The sequence below is a fragment of the Pseudocitrobacter sp. RIT415 genome (genome assembly GCF_003057695.2).
GTDB lineage: Bacteria > Pseudomonadota > Gammaproteobacteria > Enterobacterales > Enterobacteriaceae > Pseudocitrobacter > Pseudocitrobacter faecalis.
In genome coordinates, this window is the sequence record NZ_QBJC02000007.1 from 142164 (window position 1) to 161244 (window position 19081).

The window sequence follows — 19081 nt, forward strand, 5'->3', positions numbered from 1 at the left end:
CCACGACGAATGGCTGGGTTGCCAGGTATTATTCATGAAAACGAGCAGGAAAAGAGTTGTTATTACCGGACTGGGGATTTTATCCTCCCTGGCTGAAAATATTCAGGATTTCCGGGAAGCATTATTAAATAAGAAAAATGGTGTTGCTGATAGCGAACGTTTTTCAACATGGTTTGAAAATGCGCGTGCGGCCGAAGTGCTGCATGATATTGATTATTCCGATCTCTCAGAGGACGTCATTGCTTCGCTGGATAACGCAGCGCTTTGGGCTTACAAAGTCGGTAAAGATGCATTGAATCAAGCCGGCCTGATGGAAAGCCGTGAAACGCTCAAAGAGACTGGCCTTATCGTCGGCGTCTCGTCAGCGGGAACGGAAGCGTTTTTGCCGCTTTTTGAACAGCGCATGAAAGATTTTTCGCTGCGTAAAGCGCTCTTTTCCGGCGCGTTCTCATCCTGTTGCTCCAGCGTGTCGACGCTGTTGGGTCTTCAGGGGGGAGTTGAACTGGTTGCTACGGCGTGTACCGCCAGCCCGAACGCGGTAGGGATGGCGTTTGACTACATCCAGAACGGTAAAAGTAAAACGATGCTGGCAGTGGGCACTGAGCCAATTTATCTGCCAACCTTTGCCGGATTCTACGCGCTAAACGTCATGCACCCTGACACCTGTACGCCGTTCTCGGGTCAATCCGGTATGTCGATTGGTGAAGGTGCGGGCGCCATCGTGCTGGAAGAGTACGAGCACGCCATCGCGCGTGGGGCGACCATTTACGGTGAAATCCTCTCTTATGCCACATCCTGTGATGCTTTCCATGAAACCGGGCCGGATCCGCGCGCCAGCGGTGCGGTGCAGGTGATGCATAAAGCGATGGAAAACGCGGGCGTCACGCCAGAACAGATCGACTACGTCAACGCGCACGGTACGGGTACCGAAGCTAACGATCGCATCGAAACGCTGGCGATGAAAAAAGTCTTCGCCAACCACGATAAGTTGCTGGTGAGCTCCACCAAATCTTACTTCGGCCACAACATTGGTGCTGCGGGTATTGTGGAACTGATTGCCTGTCTGGCAACGCTTCCGGATAACCGCGTACTGCCGACGCTGAATTTCAGCCAGGCTCGCCCGAATTGCGATCTGGACTATGTGCCGAATGAGTTTCGCGATCGCAACGTTAACATCTTCATGAAGAACAACTATGCCTTCGGCGGCAATAACTGCTGCATGATCCTGAGTATGGCGCCGGCTTCGATCCCGGTTAGCACCTATGATGCGAAGCGCGTTGCGATTTCAGGGATCGGCGCGGTATCGGCCATTGGTCATACGCTGAATCAGGTGCTGGAGAACGTCTGGTCGCAGGAGAATCACGTCGGGTTGGGTGGCGTCACTTTCCCGGACGACACGCTGGAAGAAGCCAAAGAACTGCTGGCGGTGCTGGATGCGTCTAACCAGTTTGCCGAGTTGTTTGATGAAGAGTACAGCTTTAGCGACGCGACGCTGCCGGAAACTGAAAGCAACTTCAAAACGTTCCAGGTCTCTGGGCTGGAGCCGCGTAAACACCTTCGTCGTTTCGACCCGCGTAAAGCGACCCGTGGCGGCACGTTCGCCCTGATTGCCCTCACCGAGGCGCTGGAACAGGCAAAGCGTAAAATCAAGCGCGATGGCGATGAGCTGGGCATGATCATGGGCATGTCCCGTGGGCCGCAGGAAACCACCTACAAATATCTGCAAAGCCTGAAGCCCGATCCACGCAAAGTGCGTACCTCGGAATTCCCTGGCTCGCTGATGAATGCGATCCCAACATTCTGTGGGATCTCAGAAGGGATCAAAGGGTATACCACCACGCTGGCTACCGGTGAAAACGCGGCGCTCGGCGCGCTCACCTACGGCTATGAAATTGTGCGTCAGAACCTGCAGCCACAAGTACTGGTGGGCGGTGCGGATGAGTATTTCCCGTCCATGTCGCTGTATATGGACGCGGTGACGCAAAAGATCCACATGACGGCTAAGGCGAGCGACTATCAGATCTACGGTGAAGACCCGAAGGGCTATGTCCCGGGCGAAGGCGCCTGCATGCTGCTGCTGGAAGATCCGCAGCAGGCCGCTGCGCGGGGGGCTGAGGTGCTGGCAGAACTGGTCGGCTACGGCAAATCATGCAGCAACACCTATTTCGATGCCTCTCTGCTGGAGGAAAAATCGGCCTCAATGGCGCTGGCGATTGAACGCGCGCTTACGCACGCGGGTATCACTGCTGGCGATATTGATCTGGTGTGTGGTACCAGCAACGGTAGCGATGATCATTCCCGTATCGAAATTGACGCGATCTACAACACCTTCGCCGCGCAAAAACCGGCGGTACCGGTAGTGAACTACAACGCTTGCTTTGGTTTTGTCGCCTCTGCAGCCGGTTTGCTTAACCTGGCCGTGATCGTTGACTGCATTAAAAAGCAGGCCGTACCCGCTATTCCGAATACGGTGAATTTCTTTGATGACCGCGTGAATTTTGTTCGCCAACCGATGAAGCTTGCTCTTAAGCATGTCTTACTGGTGGGCGCAACGGAAGGCGGTAACTACTACGCATTCGTCATTAAGGGATAAGACTGTGGACAATGCCGCTATTATTTCGGGTTACAGCGTCTGTTTGCCGTATGCCGAAGACTGTTCGCAGTTAATTGATCATCTGAAACAGGGCAAACGTGTAAAACGTCAGCCCTGGTTTACCACTGACGAAGAAGCCATTAAGTGCGGATTCAAAGGTAATACATCCGTGGCGACGTTGAAACACGTGGATGATAGCGCATTGGATCTGCTGTCTCAGTTGGTCGATGAAGCACTCGAGCAGGCAATGCTGGATAAGCATTGCCTGAGCGGGCGTAACGTTCGCGTTTACCTGACCGGTATCGGGCCGCGTATCGACGGGCTGGATTACAAATCTTTCTATAATTACAACGATGTAGAAGATATCAACTTAACGCAGACCATCATGAATCTGCATGCTTCTAAGATGTCGCAGGACTCGATTTCCAGCCATCTCGCGCGTCATTATCGCTTGCAATATTTGCCGCCAAATTTGAACTGTACCAGCAATTCATCCCTGACTGCCGTGCATCTGGCAACGCAGGGAATTGAGCAGGGCGGGATTGATATCGCCATTGTGCTGAACTGCTCAAAAATCAAAACCCAGGACATCTGGTTCCTTGAAACGCAATCCATGCTGGATAGCGAGCAGGTTCAACCGTTTGGTGAGAACAGTAAAGGCGTCTTGTTCGCAGAGGGTTTTAGCGCACTTCTGCTGGAAAGCGCCAGTCATCGCCGGGCGCGTCAACGAACAGAAGGCATAAGGTTGCAAACGGTCTACACCCAAATCAGTGCCGGGCGTAGCAACGATGCTTCATGGCTAAGCACTAACGTGCATAAGGTTATGCAGGCCGCGATGAAGCAGGCTGAAATCACGGTGGATGACCTTGCAGCTATTCTTCCGCACGGCAACGGTTCCTCTGTGAGTGACAACGCAGAAGCCAAAGCCCTTGCCATGTTTGTCAGCGATCGTCAGATCCCCGTACTCGCCTATAAAGGGCAGATCGGCTACACCGCGACCGGATCTGGCGTTATCGATCTGATCATCGGCCACCATACGTTGACGCATCATGAACTGATCGCACCGGTTGGTAACGACGTGATTATCGATAGCCTGGCTTCGCTGGTGCTTACCGACGGTAGCGTGACAGGGCATAACAAACATCGGTTATTGAAGGTCGGCGTGGGAGTTGATGGCTCGGTTATCGGCGTGGTGATGTCTGCTATGCAGACGGGGAGCGCGAAATAATGGCAAAAAGTCTCTACCTGTCTTCCTGGTCGCTAACGGAACCGGAGGACACGTTTCATTTTTATCAGCCGACCTGGCTCAACGCCTGGGAAGCGCATATGTATGAAAGAGGATTACATGGCACCCGTGCGAATGGCTGGGGGCTTAAACGCTTTGGCGTGGAGTCCGACGATTATGCGCCGGAACGGATCCGTAATCCACACTATATGCCCTACCTTGAGGCCATGGAGCAGGTTACCGATTCTGCATTACAGAACATGCCGACTAAAGAGCGGATGAAATTAATGAAATCGCGTACGGCGTTTATTTATGCTGATTCCTGGGGGGAATCCGGGCCGTTTGAGAATATTTCCAGCGCGTTGCATATCGCGATGATTGATACGCTGCCAAAGAATCTGCTGAAGAAATTCTCTATAACAGAACCGACCTGCAAGATTCGTGGCGAAAAACAGGCCTTCGCTCAGGCACTGCGTATGGCTCAGGATTATTTAGCCTGGGATGTATTCGACAATGTGGTGATTTGTGCCGCCTATCGGGCAATTCCGGTGCTGGTGTTCTCTGAAGAGGATGTGGGTAAACCGCGTAAGCGTTTATTCCCCCGCCAGGCAGATGATGTGAATTTATCCGTTGAGCGGGTGGGCTGCTTTATTCTCAGCCAGCGTGAGAGCGCAATTAAGGTGCAGTGCGGAGAGTATATTTCTGGCCGTGCGCCAGAGCATGCTGCGGGTATTGATGTCATGGCGTTCAGCGATCGGCAAAAAAAGCCGTTCCGGCACGAGCCTGGCATTATCGACCTGGTGGCGCATTATGGTGAAAGTGGCTGTCTGACGCCAGCGTTGAGCATGGACTATTTGACCCGTCATATTCAGCCTGGCGGGAAAATGCGCACGGTCATTGCCGATAAGCAGTTTGGTTATCACTACTTTGACCTTGAATATCTTGAAGGATAACGACAGTCATATGCAATCTACTATTAAATCGTTGCCCGCTATTTCACTTAGCAATATTTACAAGTGTTATGGCACCGGGGCAGCAAAAGTTGATGCGCTTAAAAGCATTAATCTTGATATCAATAAAGGCGAATTTCTTGCACTGTGTGGGCCATCGGGCAGTGGTAAAAGTACGCTTTTGAATATTCTTTCGGGTATTGATAAACCGACCTCCGGAACGGTTATCTTTTTAAATAAATTATTGAGCCAGTTGCCGGAAGAGCAGCTGTCGGTCATCCGTGGACAACATCTGGGTTTTATTTTTCAGTTTTTTAACCTTATGCCGGTATTAAACGTATTTGATAACGTTTATTTCCCACTAATACTGAATGGGCTGTTCAGTAAAAAAGAAGCCAAAGAACGGACGCGACATTATCTCGATAGCGTGGGGTTAAGCGGCTTTGGCGATCGTAAACCGGGACAATTATCGGGCGGTCAACAGCAGCGTGTCGCCATTGCCAGGGCATTAGCTCACGAACCTAAAGTGGTGGTTGCTGACGAACCGACGGGGAATTTAGATCTGGCCACGGGCGAGGCCATTTTGGATCTGCTACTGAACATTAACCAGCAGACCGGCACCACATTTGTGATTTCCACGCACTCAAGCGAATTAAGAGCGCGGGCGCGGCGCGTGGTTGAAATTCAGGATGGAGTAGTGATTCATGACTCAGATGCATAAAGGATTCTGGCTGGTTGCCATCTTTCTGTATGCCATGTTTTTGGCTCCGGGGATTCATGCGGCGACACCCGATGCAGTAAACCATGTCCTGCAAAAGGGGCTCCCGGCGCAACCAGCAGAACTGGCTGCCTTGACCGAGGCGTTAAAACAAGAGTATGACGCCCGGCATAACGTGGTGGCGCTGGTTTTTTACGCCTACGGCTTGCTGCGTCAGGCAGATGGATATTCGATGACGAACGATTTTATCCATGCCTCTGAATATGCCAAAAGCGGTTTTTTCTGGCTCGATGAAGCGGTGGATTTGCATGAGAAGAATCTACGGGTACGTTATTTGCGTACCCGGGTGGACGCCTATTTACCCGCTAATTCAGGACGGTGTGTGGTGACTATCAAGGATACCGAACAGATGCTGGCCGCCCCGGCGATATGGACAGCGACGATCCTCGACCACATTCTCGCAATGCGTTATCGCGCTTTGCGTCACTGTCAGGACACTTCAGGAGCGAATGCACTGCTGGCGCAAATCAAAGGGCAAAATGCCGCGCTAGCGCAGTCGCTGACGCATGATTTTAATGTTGTACCAGAATGGGATAGTGAAGAGTTAACCCAGGTACTGCTGCCGCTGATAAAAGGTAAGTAAATGTCCAGGGAAATTATAATCGTTAATATCGTGTTGATGCTGATCCTGTTTTTTGTGATTTATCAGGTTGTATTTTATTCACGCGATGTCAAATTTTCATTTTTAAATCTTTTTCGGCATAAACGCCGTTCATTTTCGACGATAACCGCAATTGTATTGGGTGGCGTGGCGATTTTTTTGTATGGCGGGTTTATTGATTACTCTTTCTGGATCCTGAAAGAGCAGACCATTCGCACTAATATTGGTCATGTTCAGATCTATAACAACCGTTACTTTGAAACGTCGAATAAAAGTAAGAGCCTGATTGCCGATTATGCAGCGTTAAAGAAAGCCATCCTGGACGATCCCGCGCTGGCGGCGGATATTTCAACGCTTTCCGGGCAACTGGAGTTCACTGGGGTGATGTCTCATTACGAGAGCGAAACATCCAGCTACTTCTCTGCGCTGGGCGTAGAACCGTTACCCGCGTTAAAGCTGGGATCGTTCGATAAGATCATCGCAGGCAGCGATCTTTCTCGAGTGAAGGGGGATGAAATCACGCTGGGAAGCGGTCTGGCGAAAACGCTGAATGCGAAATATGACGATTGGCTGGACGTAATGGTGGTCAATACGGCGGGCGGGCAGGGCGCGTTGTCGTTAAAACTGCGCGGTATTTTTGAATCAGGCATCAAGGATTATGACGATGTCGCGATGAAGATCCCGCTTGAGACCGCGCAACGTATGATGGGGACTGACGGCGTCAGTAAAGTGCTTATCCTGCTTAAGGATGATGACACCGCGGCATTCAGCGCGAAGCTGCGTCAGTTTATCGAACGCCATCATCTGCCGTTAATGGTGAAAGACTGGCGTGATGTATCACTTTTTTATCAGCAGGTTGAAGGGCTCCTGTCCGGCATCTATTTCTTCATCAAGCTGATTGTCGCCCTGATTGTCATCTTCATGATCGGCAATTCCATGGCGATGAATATCGTTGAGCGTACCCGGGAGATTACCACCCTCAGGGCTATTGGCCTGAAGCCGCTTCACGTAACGCGCCTGTTTCTGACGGAAGGTATTTTTATTGGTGTGATTGGCGCAGTCGGCAGCCTGCTGGTGGGGGGAGCTATCGCCTGGGTAATTAACCTTTACGGCATTGCGATGCCGCCATCTCCGGGGCAAACCATCGGCTATACCGCTTTTATAAAAACCAGTAACCCGGAATTGATTTGGGTGACGGTGGTATTACCCATTTTGACGGCAACAGGCGCGTCGGTATTACCGGCTTTACGGGCTTCCCGATTGAATATTTCTGACGCATTTAAATTTTCGTAGGACACATTATGAATATGGCTTTTTATGGCAAGTGGTTTGCTTGCCTGTGGCTCGCGACGTCGTGCGTTCAGGCGGCGAGCATTGATAATACGGCGCTTGAGATTATTCGTCGCGCTGACGAAATCCGTTCGCCGAATAAACCGTTTCGCTATACGCTGACGGTAACGGAATATAAAGCAGGCGCAACGCAACCAGAGAATAAACAGATTCTTGATATTTCTATGCGTTTTATGAAACCGCAGGGTACTGAAAAAGCAGATGCTCGCTCGTTAGTGCGGTTTATTTATCCGCCGCGAGATAAAGGCAAAGTTATGCTTTCCGACTGGTACGATTTATGGTTTTACACGCCGGAACTGCGTCGCCCGATGCCTATTTCTCGACAACAACGATTGATTGGGCAAATTTCCAATGGCGATGTCATTGTGACAAATTTTGAATATGCCTACGACTCAACTCTGGTAGGGGAAGTTTCGTGTGGCGAAAAGCAGTGTTATAAGCTGTCGCTACTGCGTCAATCGGCGGATATCACCTGGCCGAAGGTTATCTATTACGTTGAAAAAGAGGGTGATAACCGCCCGTGGAAAGCGGCCTATTACTCGCAGGATGACCAGTTAATTAAAGAAGTGCAGTATCAGGATTTTCAGCCTGTTTTGGGCAAATCGCGTCCTATGCGAATCACCGTTACCGATGTACGTCATGGCAATAACTATTCGGTAATGGAGTACAGCGATGTTCGTCTGGAGTCACTTCCAGAGTTTCATTTCACCAAAGAGTATATTCAGCGAGGTGCGAAATGAAACGCGCGCTGAACGTTCACGTATTGCTGTTCCTTGCGCTGCCGCTGGCGGCGCAGGCGGATTGTCTGTCTGGTGAAGACGTCGCGCAAAATAGTGATGTGACGCTTTATGAGCAGGTGTCCTATATCAACAAGCAGACCTCGGCCTGGCAAATTGAAGGGAAAAATCCGTACACCCGTCATAACGGTTATCAGGAGGCTGGCGTCGGCATTCGCACTGGTTGCTCGATTATCGATAATAAGCTGGATCTCAAGCTGAATCTGTATGGAATAAATGAGTATGCGCTTAAACCTGCAGGGAAATTTGAATCGGATGATAGCCGTACGCGTGCGTTAATTAACCGTCTGAGTCTGGTCTATAGCGCCTCTGACAGTGTTCAGTTTGAAGCGGGCAAATTAGGTGCATCATCAGGGATGTTCTTTTTGCGCTCACCTTCTGATTTACAAACGCATTATTACACCGGTTTTCAGTCGACGCGTCTGCACGATCCCAAAATGGCATCGGTATATCAATCTTCATCGTGGGCGGGAAAAATGAGTGTGGAAACGCGTGATTACGCGTTTACGGCGAGCGTTGTCCCTAAATTAGCGACGATAGATAAGCGCTATATAACCTCGGGAAACTGGTCTGCCAGTCAACAGGGAAACAGCGACGAAGCGTATCTGTTGAGCTATAGCGATCATCGCTTCGGTGAACATACGCCTTCCGTTACGCTGCGGCTTGGGCCATCACCGTCAGTGGCTTTGTCTGACAGCTACCACTATAGCCCGCAGCTGACGCTGAATATTGACGCAGCCTATCACCGTACTCAGCAGTGGCGGCATCTTTCTCGTCATAAGGTGGCACAAGTTGAACAGTATCAGTTCCCGAATTCGCTGTATGAAACGGCAGATGAAAATAATGTAGAGCTGGCGCTGGGGGCGCAATACACCCGGGATAATTTTAGCGTATTTGGCGTGGAATATTATTTCCAGAGCGAAGGCTATTCACGTGCTGAGCAGCGCCAGCAGCGTGATTTTATCGATTTTCTGAACACCCGAACGGGCTATGCCCCACTGGATCAGGCGTTTGATTCTTATAAATACCTGATGGCGTCAGAAATCAGCAATACCGCTAATCAGGGCATGCTGCAAGGTAAGCACTATCTGAATACCTATGCCAGCCTGCCGCTGGCGGGGGGAGCCACTCTACAACCATCAATGGTCGTGAATGTCATGGATCGCAGCACATTGCTGAATGTGCATTATTCCACGCCGCTCAGCGCTATCAATAACCAGATTGAAGCCTATGCAGGTGCCTGGAGCGCGCTGGGACACCGTGACGCAGAGTTTGCGCTTTTTGGTGACACGTTAGGCCTCTATTTGGGCTTTAAATACTATTTGTAAGGATAGAAATATGATGATGAATAATGCACCGCAACCGACCGTGCTGCTTTTTGCCGGCCAGGGTAATCCCGTTATCGGGATGGGCAGCGATCTTTGGGATCTGAATGCCACCACTAAACATATTTGGGATTGTGCCAGCGATATTTCCGGGCTTAATTTGCGCCGCCTGTGCCAGAAAGGGCCGATGAATCGCCTTATACAAACCACAGTACAGCAACTGGCCGTGACGGCGATTAATGTGACGCTTTATACCCTGTGTAAAGCGCGGCTGGAGAACGTCACGGTCGTCGGTTCATGCGGCCATAGCGTTGGCGAATACAGCGCGCTATACGCTGCAGGGGCAATTTCTCTTGAGACACTGTTCGGCATGATTCATTTCAGGGCGAATCTGATGCATGACGAAAGCCAGAGAAATAAAGGTGCGATGCTGGCGGTGAAGGGAATAAATCGCGAACACTTGCAGAAGATGATAACTGACTCGGGTATTGCGCTGGATATCAGCTGCGATAACACTCCGCGCCAGCAGGTCATTGGAGGGACGCAGGCGGCGCTAAATGCGTTCGCAACGGTGCTGATGGCCGCTGGATTTGAACCCGTCAAACTCGGCGTAAGCGGTGCCTGGCATACCCGCTTGATGGCGGACGGTGTTCAGGCGATGCACGATTACCTCGCCGGGCTGGATATCGCCTCGCCGCAGCATCAGGTCTTGATGAACGTGACCGCGAAGAGCGAAACGGCTCCATCTATCATTAAACAAAACCTGTCGTTGCATTTAACCCACACGGTTAAATGGACGGATTCCCTTCAGGTTTTCCTGGATCTTCCGACGCCAGTGACGTTCCTTGAGATCAGTAATAAACCTTACCTGGGAAATATGCTGAATGATTTTGCGGGCGTTGATCCACAGCGTGTGATGCATTGTCGTAAAGCCTTTAGTGATGCGAAGGTAATGAAATGATTCCCGACTATTTAACGTTTATTCGCTTTCAGGATAAACGCAGCCTGATATTCATTTATGCTGTAAGCCTTATTCTGCTTGGTTTTTACTGGAAGAATGCGGCATTCGCCTTTCCTGCGCGGGATATTGTGATCGTCAGTGGAATCCTGGCGCTGGTTTTATATAACTTTATTGTCGATCTAAAGGCATACTGGGCTTATAAATGTGTCACCAAAAATATTGATTTCTCCTGGTTTAAGAACAAGAAAAACCGCAAAAGCGAAGTGGCCCTGACACATCCTGTTGTGGCGAGTTTCCTTTCATTGCTTCTGTTTAGCATGCTGGGGTGGGGATGTTACCGTGTGATGCCTTCCCTTTATGCGTTGCTGGTCATTGCCCTGCTTGGGCCGCTGGTAATTTTTTTATTGTTCCGGCCCATCAGAGACAGCTACGTAAAGCAGGTGGCGATTTCGGTGGTGAAAAAAGTGAAGTTTAAAAATTTGACACGCTATGTATTACTGTCCGTGAGCGTATCAACGATTATCAATCTTCTCACCATCAGCCCATTACGCAATAGCGATGCCTTTTCTTTTTCGGGACACTGGTTATCATTTCAGGCGGTCATTGCGATGACTATTTTATGTGCGGTGGTATTGACGATTAACCTGCTGTTTCTGCGCTTTACCAAGCGCTATGTTTTTTTGGGACGCCTTTTTTTGCAGGAGGTCGATCTTCTTTTTTCCACCGGGATTATGCTTCCAACGTTTTTTGCCAAAGCCTTCTGGCTTCGGATGTTTATTCTGCTGATTATTGAAGTGTCATGGATTACGCTGGTATCAATAGCTGCGACGCTCGTTGGCGTTAATATTGGGTTTGAGGTCTATTTTTTAATCTGTTATATCCCTTGCCTGACCTACTATTTTCTCCATTGTCGCTACCAGTGGCACAACGATTTTATGATGGCGTGTGATATGTATTTTCGCTGGGATCGGCTGAAAACGATCGCACACTAAATTGTGTGCGATCGCCCTGGGCCGGATAAGGCTTCCATGCCGCATCCGGCTTTACTCCGGTGCCGCGAGTTTTCTGCGTCTTCCGGCGGCTTGTTGCGCTACCCCTTTCGCCATCGCCGCGCCGATTTCCGCACACACCACCAACCCCTGCACAAACGGTCTGTCATGCATCAGCCACGGCAGTGCGCCAAAAGCGATTCGCCCGCGCACGCTATCAGGCGCCTGCAAGGTATAGTCGTCACCCACGTCCGGGATGTCATCGCCGCAGGCTAAAAGCTGTTTGCGCAGCGTGGGGAAGGGAAGGTCTTTGGTTTTCAGCGCCTTCTGACCGCGAGCGTCGATAAACACGTCAAATTCATAGCGCGCGTCATCGGTGGTAATGATCGTCAGGCCGTCGTTGACCTGCATCTCATAGTCGTTCCCCAGCGCCCGAATATGAATCAGCCCGGCTTCACGCAGCGCCAGCAGGCGGCGGATGGATTCCGAGGGAATGGCGGCATAGTTGTCGATAAAAACACGTGCCAGACCTTTTTTGAAACGTTTACTCTCCTGCTCACTCAGATGCGGGACAATCTCTTCTACTACTTCATGTAGTCGCAAAATGGTGTAACGCCAGGGCACCGTGTGTTTTTCGCGCTTATTGCGTTCCACTTCTTCCAGGTTGTCCTGTGCCCAGTAAAACGGATCGTGTTTTTTGCGATCGGCAAACCAGGCATCGGCCAGCGTGTCGGCGTTAAGATTATTTAAGCCAATTTCAGCCGTCCACTGCGGATCTGCCCGTTCCAGTTCCGCGACGATGAGCTGAAATACCCTGTCCAGCAGGCCATCACTGCCTTTGGCGATTTCATCTGCAATCGTTTTTTCCGTCACGATGGTCAGCGGTTCATAGGGAAGGGGGCAGTAAAAATCAGCTTCGGGCAGGATCCCGGTGCGTGACATCAGCGTTAGCTGGAGCGCCTCGCTCCCGGGATTAAGGCGGAAGCTCACCGTTTTGCCTTCGTCAGTGATGAATTTCCCATGCTGCGAAACGACGGCCATTGCCGCATCAAGGCCGCTCAGCGAAGCGCCCATAATACCGACGCGACAGGGATGAATGTGCGCATCCATCAGCCCGGTCCACGGGCTGGGATAAAAGTCGCGCGGCGAGTCATCATCGTCAGGCCAGAGATGACCTGTAGCAACAACCGCAAAATCAAACGTTTCTGGTTTATTGCTGCCTTCCGTTGATACCTGTACGCCCTCTGCGCAAGCTTTCAGATCGGTGACTTTGCTTGCTTCCCGAACGGAAACGCTAAACCCTGAACGTTCTGCTTTTTCGACCAGCGCCAGAAAGCGGTCACGGTAATAATCACCGAGGATCACACGCGGCAAAAATTGCCGGTCGTGCAGCGATTCGCGTTTAATCGCAAAGCGCGCCAGGTAGCTGTCGCTTTGTTGACGTAGCCAATCCAGATAAGTGATAAAAATCGGCGGGATCTCAATGCTGGCAATATTCGCCAGCATCAGCGTGGCATTATTATCATCGTTGTAGGGCATGCCGACACCCGCTTCTTCAGCCTGCTCGAAGAGCGTAATCGCAAGTGGTACGCCGCGCTCAATAAGCGCGTGGAAGGTGTAAATTCCGGTGGGGCCGACGCCCACAATCGCAACGTTTTTCATAATCATCCTGAATAAGAAACACAGTGATAAGTCTGGTCGAAAAAGGCGATTGCGCCAAACCCGGCGGCGGAAATTCAGAAGAAGGAAAACGGCACCGGGCGGTGCCGTTGAGGGAGATCAGAAGTTATAGGTGCCGCTGACCGAGAAGTTTCGCGGTGCGCCGTACACGCCGTAAGTGCCGAGATAGTCGTAATACTCTTTGTCGAACAGGTTATTCAGGTTGGCCTGAAGGGCAAAGTTTTTAGTGACCTGATAGCGGCTGAAGAGATCGACCACCGCATAGCCGCCCTGTTTAATACGTGTATCGCCGTTCGGCCCGGCGATATCCTGCCAGGTTTTGTTCTGCCAGCGCACGCCGCCGCCGACCGCCAGTTCAGGTAACATCGGAAGCTGATAGCGGGTAAACAGTTTCGCCGTAGTGCGCGGTTGCTCCGGGTTCACTGCCACGCCATCACCATCTTCCGCAATATATCGGGATGCGCCGAAAGTAAGCTGCCAGCGGTCGGTCAATGCGCCGTTAATCTCAAACTCCACGCCTTTACTCACGGTGCCATCGACGGATTTATAGGCCGTCTGGCCGCCGGATCCCGGAATGGTTTGCCCGGTGCTGACCGCAACTTTGTCCTGCTCGGTGCGGAATACGGCAAGCGTCGCGGTCAGGCGGGTGTTGAACCAGTCACCTTTCACGCCAGCTTCATAACTTTTGCCAGTGGTTGGGTCGAGAAACTCACTATTGGCGTTGCGCTTGCTGGTTGGCTGGAAGATGGAGGTATAGCTGGCATAGGCCGACCACTCATCGTTGATGTCATACACCAGCCCTGCATATGGCGTGACGTCATCGAATTTGCTGTCGCGGGTTTCGTCCGGTTTACGTTCCAGATTGTAATGGGCGCTCCACTCCGTCCAGCGCACGCCGAGGATCAGGTTAAGCGGGTCGGCCAGCGAGAGGCGCGTCGCGGTGTAGAGCGATTTCTGGCGGATGATATCGCGCTGATACAGCGCCCAGTCAGACCACTCCGGATACGCCAGTTTGCCGTCATAGTTGTAAATATTGCCGACATCCATCAATCCGTAGTTATCGGTAACCGGATACGCGTTGTCGTAGTTGTTGCGCTGACGGCTGTAGCTGCCGCCGAACATTATCTGATGCTGGCGGCCAAACAGTTCATACCCCCCGCGCACAAAGGCATCCACTGAATCCTGTTTACGCTCGCCACGGTTCCAGCCGCCCCATGCGCCCTGGTAAAGTGCGCTGTTGTACAGGCCGGTATTTTTATCCGGGAAGCCGTCGATATACATCAGGCGGCTATCGAAATTGGTTTCCGCATGCATGGCGTTCACCTTCGCCTCCCAACCGTTGTCGAAACGTTGGGTCAGGTTGGCGAATACGCGCGACGTATCCTCATTGGAGTAAGTCCAGTCAGCGGCGGTATTGAATTCACGGCGGAAATCGGTGCGGCTGCCGTCGCTCCACAGGGAAGGGAAGCCGCCCCAGGTTGGGCTGTCTTCTTCGCTCTTCTGATAATCGTAAGCCAGAGAGAGGGTGGTGGAGTCTGTGATATCGGCATCGACGACGCCGGTGATGAATTTTTTGCGGTAATGATTGCGCTCAAGCCAGCTGTCATTGTCCTGATACCCGGCAATCACGCGGCCACGTACGTCACCGGATTCGGTCAGCGGGGCCTGTAGATCCAGCACATAACGTTGTTTATCCCAGCTACCGTATGTCGCGGAAGCGGAGCCTTTAAATTCGCGGCTGTCGGCGTGCTTACGCACCATGTTGACGTACGCCGATGGGTTGCCCGTACCACTCATCAAACCGGCAGCGCCACGCACCACTTCAATGCTTTCGAAAATCGCCGTATCACCGGCGGTGTCGCCAAAATTCCAGCGATCGTCGAGGAACGTCGGCATATCGTCGAAGGCAAAATTACTGACGAAGAAACCGCGCGAGAAGATATTGGTGCGATGGCTGTCGATACGGGAAACGCTCACGCCGGTGGTGTTATCCAGCACTTCTTCAATCGAGTTCAGCTCCTGATCTTTCATTCTCTGCTGACTGATAACGCTGACCGACTGGGGAATATCGCGCTGCACCAGCAGCATTTTGGTGCCGGTGGTGGTGGTTTTAACGCTGTAATCCTGGTCCTGACCTTCGTCGCCCGGCGTGGTGCTCTCTTCCACCACAATGGTGTCATCTCTGTTCGCTGTGGCGGCAAAGGATAGCGCAGGCGTGAAAGCCATCGCCACGGAGAGGGCGAGCAAAGAAGGGGAGCATCCGAGCGGGCGACGCGTTTCCCGGGGCTGATAAGTGAAAGACATGATAAACCCTTAAGTGTGTTTGCGGGACTGCCCGACAGCGATACATAGCCGCGCCAGGTTTTGTATTTTTAATTAACCCATGAGCATAAAAATGCGAATGAGAAATATACGCATTAGTGTTTTAGATGTAAATGGATGTAAGCGGATTTTATGGAACCGCTTTCACATAAGGGAAATCGCCAGCAGAATGTCAGGGGTGTTTATTACGTAACGCGTCGACTACCAGGGAAAATGCCGGGGAGGGCTGTTTGCGGCTGGGGTAGTAGAGATAGTAACCGGGGAAAGGCATACACCAGGGTTCGAGTATGCGAATCAGGCGGCCTTCGGCAATGTGCGTTCCAAACTCTTCTTCAGGCAGGAAAGCGATACCAAAACCGGCCAGCGCCGCATCAACGATATGTTCTGAAGTGTTAAACGTGAGCTGCCCGCTGACGCGCACATTTAAATCACCGCCATCCTGATCGAAATCCCACACATACAGCCCGCCGGATTTAACCATCCGCTGATTAATACACTGATGCTGCGTTAACTCGTGTGGCGTTTTCGGCGCGGGATGACGGGCAAAGTAGTCCGGTGAAGCGACCGCCGCCATGCGCAGCTTCGGGCCAATCGGCACTGCAATCATATCCTGGTCGATGGTATCGCCCAGACGTACGCCTGCGTCAAAGCGATCCGCCACAATGTCGCGAAAGCCGTGGTTGGCATCAAACTCAACGTGAATATCCGGATATTCACGCAGCAGCGGCGTGAGCTTTGGTAACAGCGTGGTGCGCAAAACGTTGGGCCCGCAGGTAATGCGAACGGTGCCAGCCGGTTTGTCGCGCAGTTCGGTCAGCATATCCAGTTCCGCTTCAATTTCATCAATGCGTGTACCGACTGAGGCCATCAACCGCTCCCCCGCTGCCGTGGGCGACACGCTGCGGGTGGTGCGGGTGAGCAGGCGAATCTGCATTCGCGCTTCCAGCGCAGAAATCGCCTGACTGATTGCCGGCTGCGTGACGCCCAGCAGTGCCGCCGCGCGGGTAAAGCTCCCTTCGCGAGCCACGGTTACAAAGTAGAGCAGATCGTTCAGATTTCTTTTCATGATCGGCATTCTCGATTAATAAGCGCTGCTTATAAGCCTATTAAGTATTCATTAGCTAGTTATCCTACGCTCACCGTGTAAAATTTTCAGCAACGAATATTCCCGCCAAATGAATGACGTTATTCCTGCGAATAACGTGCGGCCCCGGCTTGTCTGAAAACAGCCGGTAAAACAGGAGGAAAAACATAATGGCTTTGCAGGCTGACGTTCAACGCGCCCATTGGGGCGGCATTTACGCCATGACGCTGTGTGTTTTTGTATTAATTGCCTCTGAATTTATGCCGGTGAGTTTGTTATCGCCCATCGCGGCTGACTTAGGCGTGACGGAAGGCCTGGCGGGTCAGGGCATTGCTATCTCCGGGGCGCTGGCGGTCATCACCAGCCTGACGCTCTCGCGGCTCACCGCTGGGCTGGATCGCCGATATCTGCTGCTGGGCATGACTGCGCTGATGGCATTCTCAGCCGCGATGATCGCCATGGCTGCGAATTATGGTGTTTATATGGTGGGGCGTGCGCTGATTGGTATTGCCATTGGCGGCTTCTGGTCGATGTCGGCGGCGACGGCGATCCGTCTGGTACCTGAATCGCAGGTGCCTCGCGCATTAGCCATTTTCAACGGCGGCAATGCGCTGGCGACGGTGATTGCCGCGCCGCTTGGGAGTTATCTTGGTGAAGTAATGGGCTGGCGGGGCGCATTTTTCTGCCTGGTGCCTGTCGCGATTGCCGCCTTCATCTGGCAATGGTTTAGTCTGCCAGCTATGCGCTACAGCCAACAGCGCAGCAGGGTGCTTCCTCTCTTCGCACGTCCAGTTGTGGCGGTGGGGCTTCTTGCTTGCGGGCTCTTTTTTATGGGCCAGTTCACGCTCTTCACCTACGTGCGTCCTTTTCTTGAAGGCATTACGCAGGTGAGGGGAACTGCCTTGTCTGCCGTTCTGCTGATCATCGGCGTGATGGGATTTATTGGCACACTGGTAGTGGGTCGCCTGCTGAAACACGGTATTTATCGCACGCTAATTCTCATTCCGCTGTTGATGGCGGCGATTGCTATCGCACTGATGATTTTTGGTCATCAGCTTTGGTTCGTTGTGCCACTGCTGGGCGCCTGGGGGCTGGTCGCAACCGCAGCCCCGACAGGCTGGTGGACGTGGCTTGCGCGAACGTTACCCCATGACGCGGAAGTCGGCGGCGGCGTGATGGTCGCCATCATTCAGCTTTCCATTGCGCTGGGATCAACGTTGGGTGGCCTGATGTACGACCATCACGGCTGGCACAGCACCTTTGCACTGAGCGCTGGCGTTTTGCTCTGCGCATCGATCATCACTTTCACAACCTCACGTAAACACACACTCAGGAGTTAACCTATGAAAAGCGTCACACTGGCGTTGGGCTTACTGATTAGCGCATTTGCCTCTTCCGCTGCAGATATGTCGCGCGGAGCGGACAATTTCTACAAAAGCGATAGCGTGACCCAACAGCGCGTCAGCTTTAAAAACCAGTATCAAATGAACGTGGTGGGCAATCTGTTTATGCCTAAAACGCTGGATAAAAACGCGAAGCATCCGGCGATTATCGTTGGGCATCCGATGGGCGCGGTGAAAGAACAGAGTGCTAACCTTTACGCGCAAAAACTGGCGGAGCAGGGCTTCGTCACGCTGGCCATTGATCTCTCTTTCTGGGGCGAGAGCGAGGGTAAACCGGGCCATATGATTTCGCCGGAAATCTACGCCGATGATTTCAGCGCGGCGGTTGATTACCTCAGCACGCAGCCGTGGGTGGACGCGGAAAATATTGGCGTACTGGGTATCTGCGGTAGCGGTAGCTTTGTGATCAGCGCGGCTAAAATCGACCCGCGTATGAAAGCCATTGCGACCGTCAGCATGTATGACATGGGGGCCGCGTTCCGTAATGGCCTCAAGCACTCGCAAACCGTTGAACAGCGAGAAGCGTTGATTAAGACGGCCATCGAGCAGCGCTTTGCCGAGTACCAGGGCGGCGAGACTGCTTATATACCGGGTACGGTGAACAAGCTGGATGACTCCACGCCGGCAATACAGCGTGAATTCTTCGATTTCTACCGTACGTCACGCGGCGGCTATACGCCGAAAGGCGAGAAAGAAGAGCTGACCACCAAACCGATGTTAAGCAGCATTGGCAAATTTATGAATTTCTATCCGTTCAATGATATCGAGACCATTTCACCGCGCCCGATGCTGTTTATTGCAGGCGATCACGCGCATTCGAAGGAGTTTAGTGAAGATGCCTATCAACGCGCCGGGCAGCCGAAAGAGCTGTATATCGTGCCGAACGCCGGGCATGTTGATCTCTACGATCGCACCGATCTCATTCCCTTCGACAAACTGACGGCATTCTTTAAAACGAGCCTGAAGTAAATCCTCAGCGTTATCCGTCATTATTATTACGTATATCCTGTTGTGCTTTTTTTG

Annotated in this window: 15 protein-coding genes; 12 read left to right on the top strand and 3 right to left on the bottom strand. The window is 52.0% G+C overall.

The window, feature by feature from the left end; genetic code table 11:
- Positions 1–34 precede the first annotated feature (34 nt).
- The 10 genes from DBY68_RS09780 to DBY68_RS09825 are packed head-to-tail and all read left to right on the top strand — an operon-like array spanning position 35 to position 11572.
- On the top strand, positions 35–2593 hold the full coding sequence (locus DBY68_RS09780; protein WP_108475901.1) for a beta-ketoacyl-[acyl-carrier-protein] synthase family protein: 2559 nt from the start codon (positions 35–37) through the stop codon (positions 2591–2593).
- 4 nt (positions 2594–2597) lie between these two features.
- Entirely contained in the window at positions 2598–3821 is a 1224-nt protein-coding gene (locus DBY68_RS09785; protein WP_108475902.1) for a beta-ketoacyl synthase, read from the top strand.
- Positions 3818–4771, top strand: coding sequence for an ATP-binding protein (locus tag DBY68_RS09790; RefSeq protein WP_146745452.1), 954 nt, complete (start codon positions 3818–3820; stop codon positions 4769–4771). The genes DBY68_RS09785 and DBY68_RS09790 overlap by 4 nt, the downstream gene beginning before the upstream one ends.
- Positions 4772–4781: 10 nt before the next feature.
- The gene (locus tag DBY68_RS09795) at positions 4782–5489 is read left to right on the top strand and encodes an ABC transporter ATP-binding protein (RefSeq protein WP_108475903.1); all 708 of its coding nucleotides are present in this window, start codon (positions 4782–4784) and stop codon (positions 5487–5489) included.
- Positions 5473–6129 carry a hypothetical protein gene (locus DBY68_RS09800; RefSeq protein WP_108475904.1) on the top strand — a complete coding sequence of 219 codons (657 nt, stop codon included), beginning with the start codon at positions 5473–5475 and terminating at the stop codon, positions 6127–6129. The genes DBY68_RS09795 and DBY68_RS09800 overlap by 17 nt, the downstream gene beginning before the upstream one ends.
- On the top strand, positions 6130–7440 hold the full coding sequence (locus DBY68_RS09805) for an ABC transporter permease (RefSeq protein WP_108475905.1): 1311 nt from the start codon (positions 6130–6132) through the stop codon (positions 7438–7440).
- A gap of 8 nt (positions 7441–7448) precedes the next feature.
- Complete coding sequence (locus DBY68_RS09810) at positions 7449–8237, top strand: outer membrane lipoprotein-sorting protein (RefSeq protein WP_108475906.1); 789 nt, start codon at positions 7449–7451, stop codon at positions 8235–8237.
- Positions 8234–9622 (top strand): hypothetical protein, encoded by a 1389-nt coding sequence (locus DBY68_RS09815; RefSeq protein ID WP_108475907.1) that lies wholly within the window; start codon positions 8234–8236, stop codon positions 9620–9622. Before DBY68_RS09810 ends, DBY68_RS09815 begins: the two co-directional genes overlap by 4 nt.
- Positions 9623–9638: 16 nt before the next feature.
- On the top strand, positions 9639–10580 hold the full coding sequence (locus DBY68_RS09820; protein ID WP_146745454.1) for an ACP S-malonyltransferase: 942 nt from the start codon (positions 9639–9641) through the stop codon (positions 10578–10580).
- Positions 10577–11572: a hypothetical protein gene (locus DBY68_RS09825; protein WP_108475908.1), complete on the top strand. Its 996-nt coding sequence runs from the start codon at positions 10577–10579 to the stop codon at positions 11570–11572. The genes DBY68_RS09820 and DBY68_RS09825 overlap by 4 nt, the downstream gene beginning before the upstream one ends.
- Before the next feature lie 51 nt (positions 11573–11623).
- Here the strand turns inward: DBY68_RS09825 and DBY68_RS09830 are convergent, their stop codons facing one another.
- The 3 genes from DBY68_RS09830 to DBY68_RS09840 form a co-directional block, all read right to left on the bottom strand.
- Entirely contained in the window at positions 11624–13231 is a 1608-nt protein-coding gene (locus DBY68_RS09830; protein ID WP_108475909.1) for an FAD-NAD(P)-binding protein, read from the bottom strand.
- A gap of 117 nt (positions 13232–13348) precedes the next feature.
- Complete coding sequence (fhuE, locus tag DBY68_RS09835; RefSeq protein ID WP_108475910.1) at positions 13349–15553, bottom strand: ferric-rhodotorulic acid/ferric-coprogen receptor FhuE; 2205 nt, start codon at positions 15551–15553, stop codon at positions 13349–13351.
- 190 nt (positions 15554–15743) lie between these two features.
- Entirely contained in the window at positions 15744–16637 is an 894-nt protein-coding gene (locus DBY68_RS09840; RefSeq protein ID WP_189623906.1) for a LysR family transcriptional regulator, read from the bottom strand.
- A gap of 188 nt (positions 16638–16825) precedes the next feature.
- On the opposite strand from DBY68_RS09840, the gene DBY68_RS09845 reads away from it, so the two are divergent.
- Positions 16826–17995 carry an MFS transporter gene (locus DBY68_RS09845; protein WP_108475911.1) on the top strand — a complete coding sequence of 390 codons (1170 nt, stop codon included), beginning with the start codon at positions 16826–16828 and terminating at the stop codon, positions 17993–17995.
- 3 nt (positions 17996–17998) lie between these two features.
- A complete protein-coding gene (locus DBY68_RS09850; protein WP_108475912.1) occupies positions 17999–19027 on the top strand; it encodes an alpha/beta hydrolase in 1029 nt (342 codons plus the stop codon).
- Positions 19028–19081: the final 54 nt, after the last annotated feature.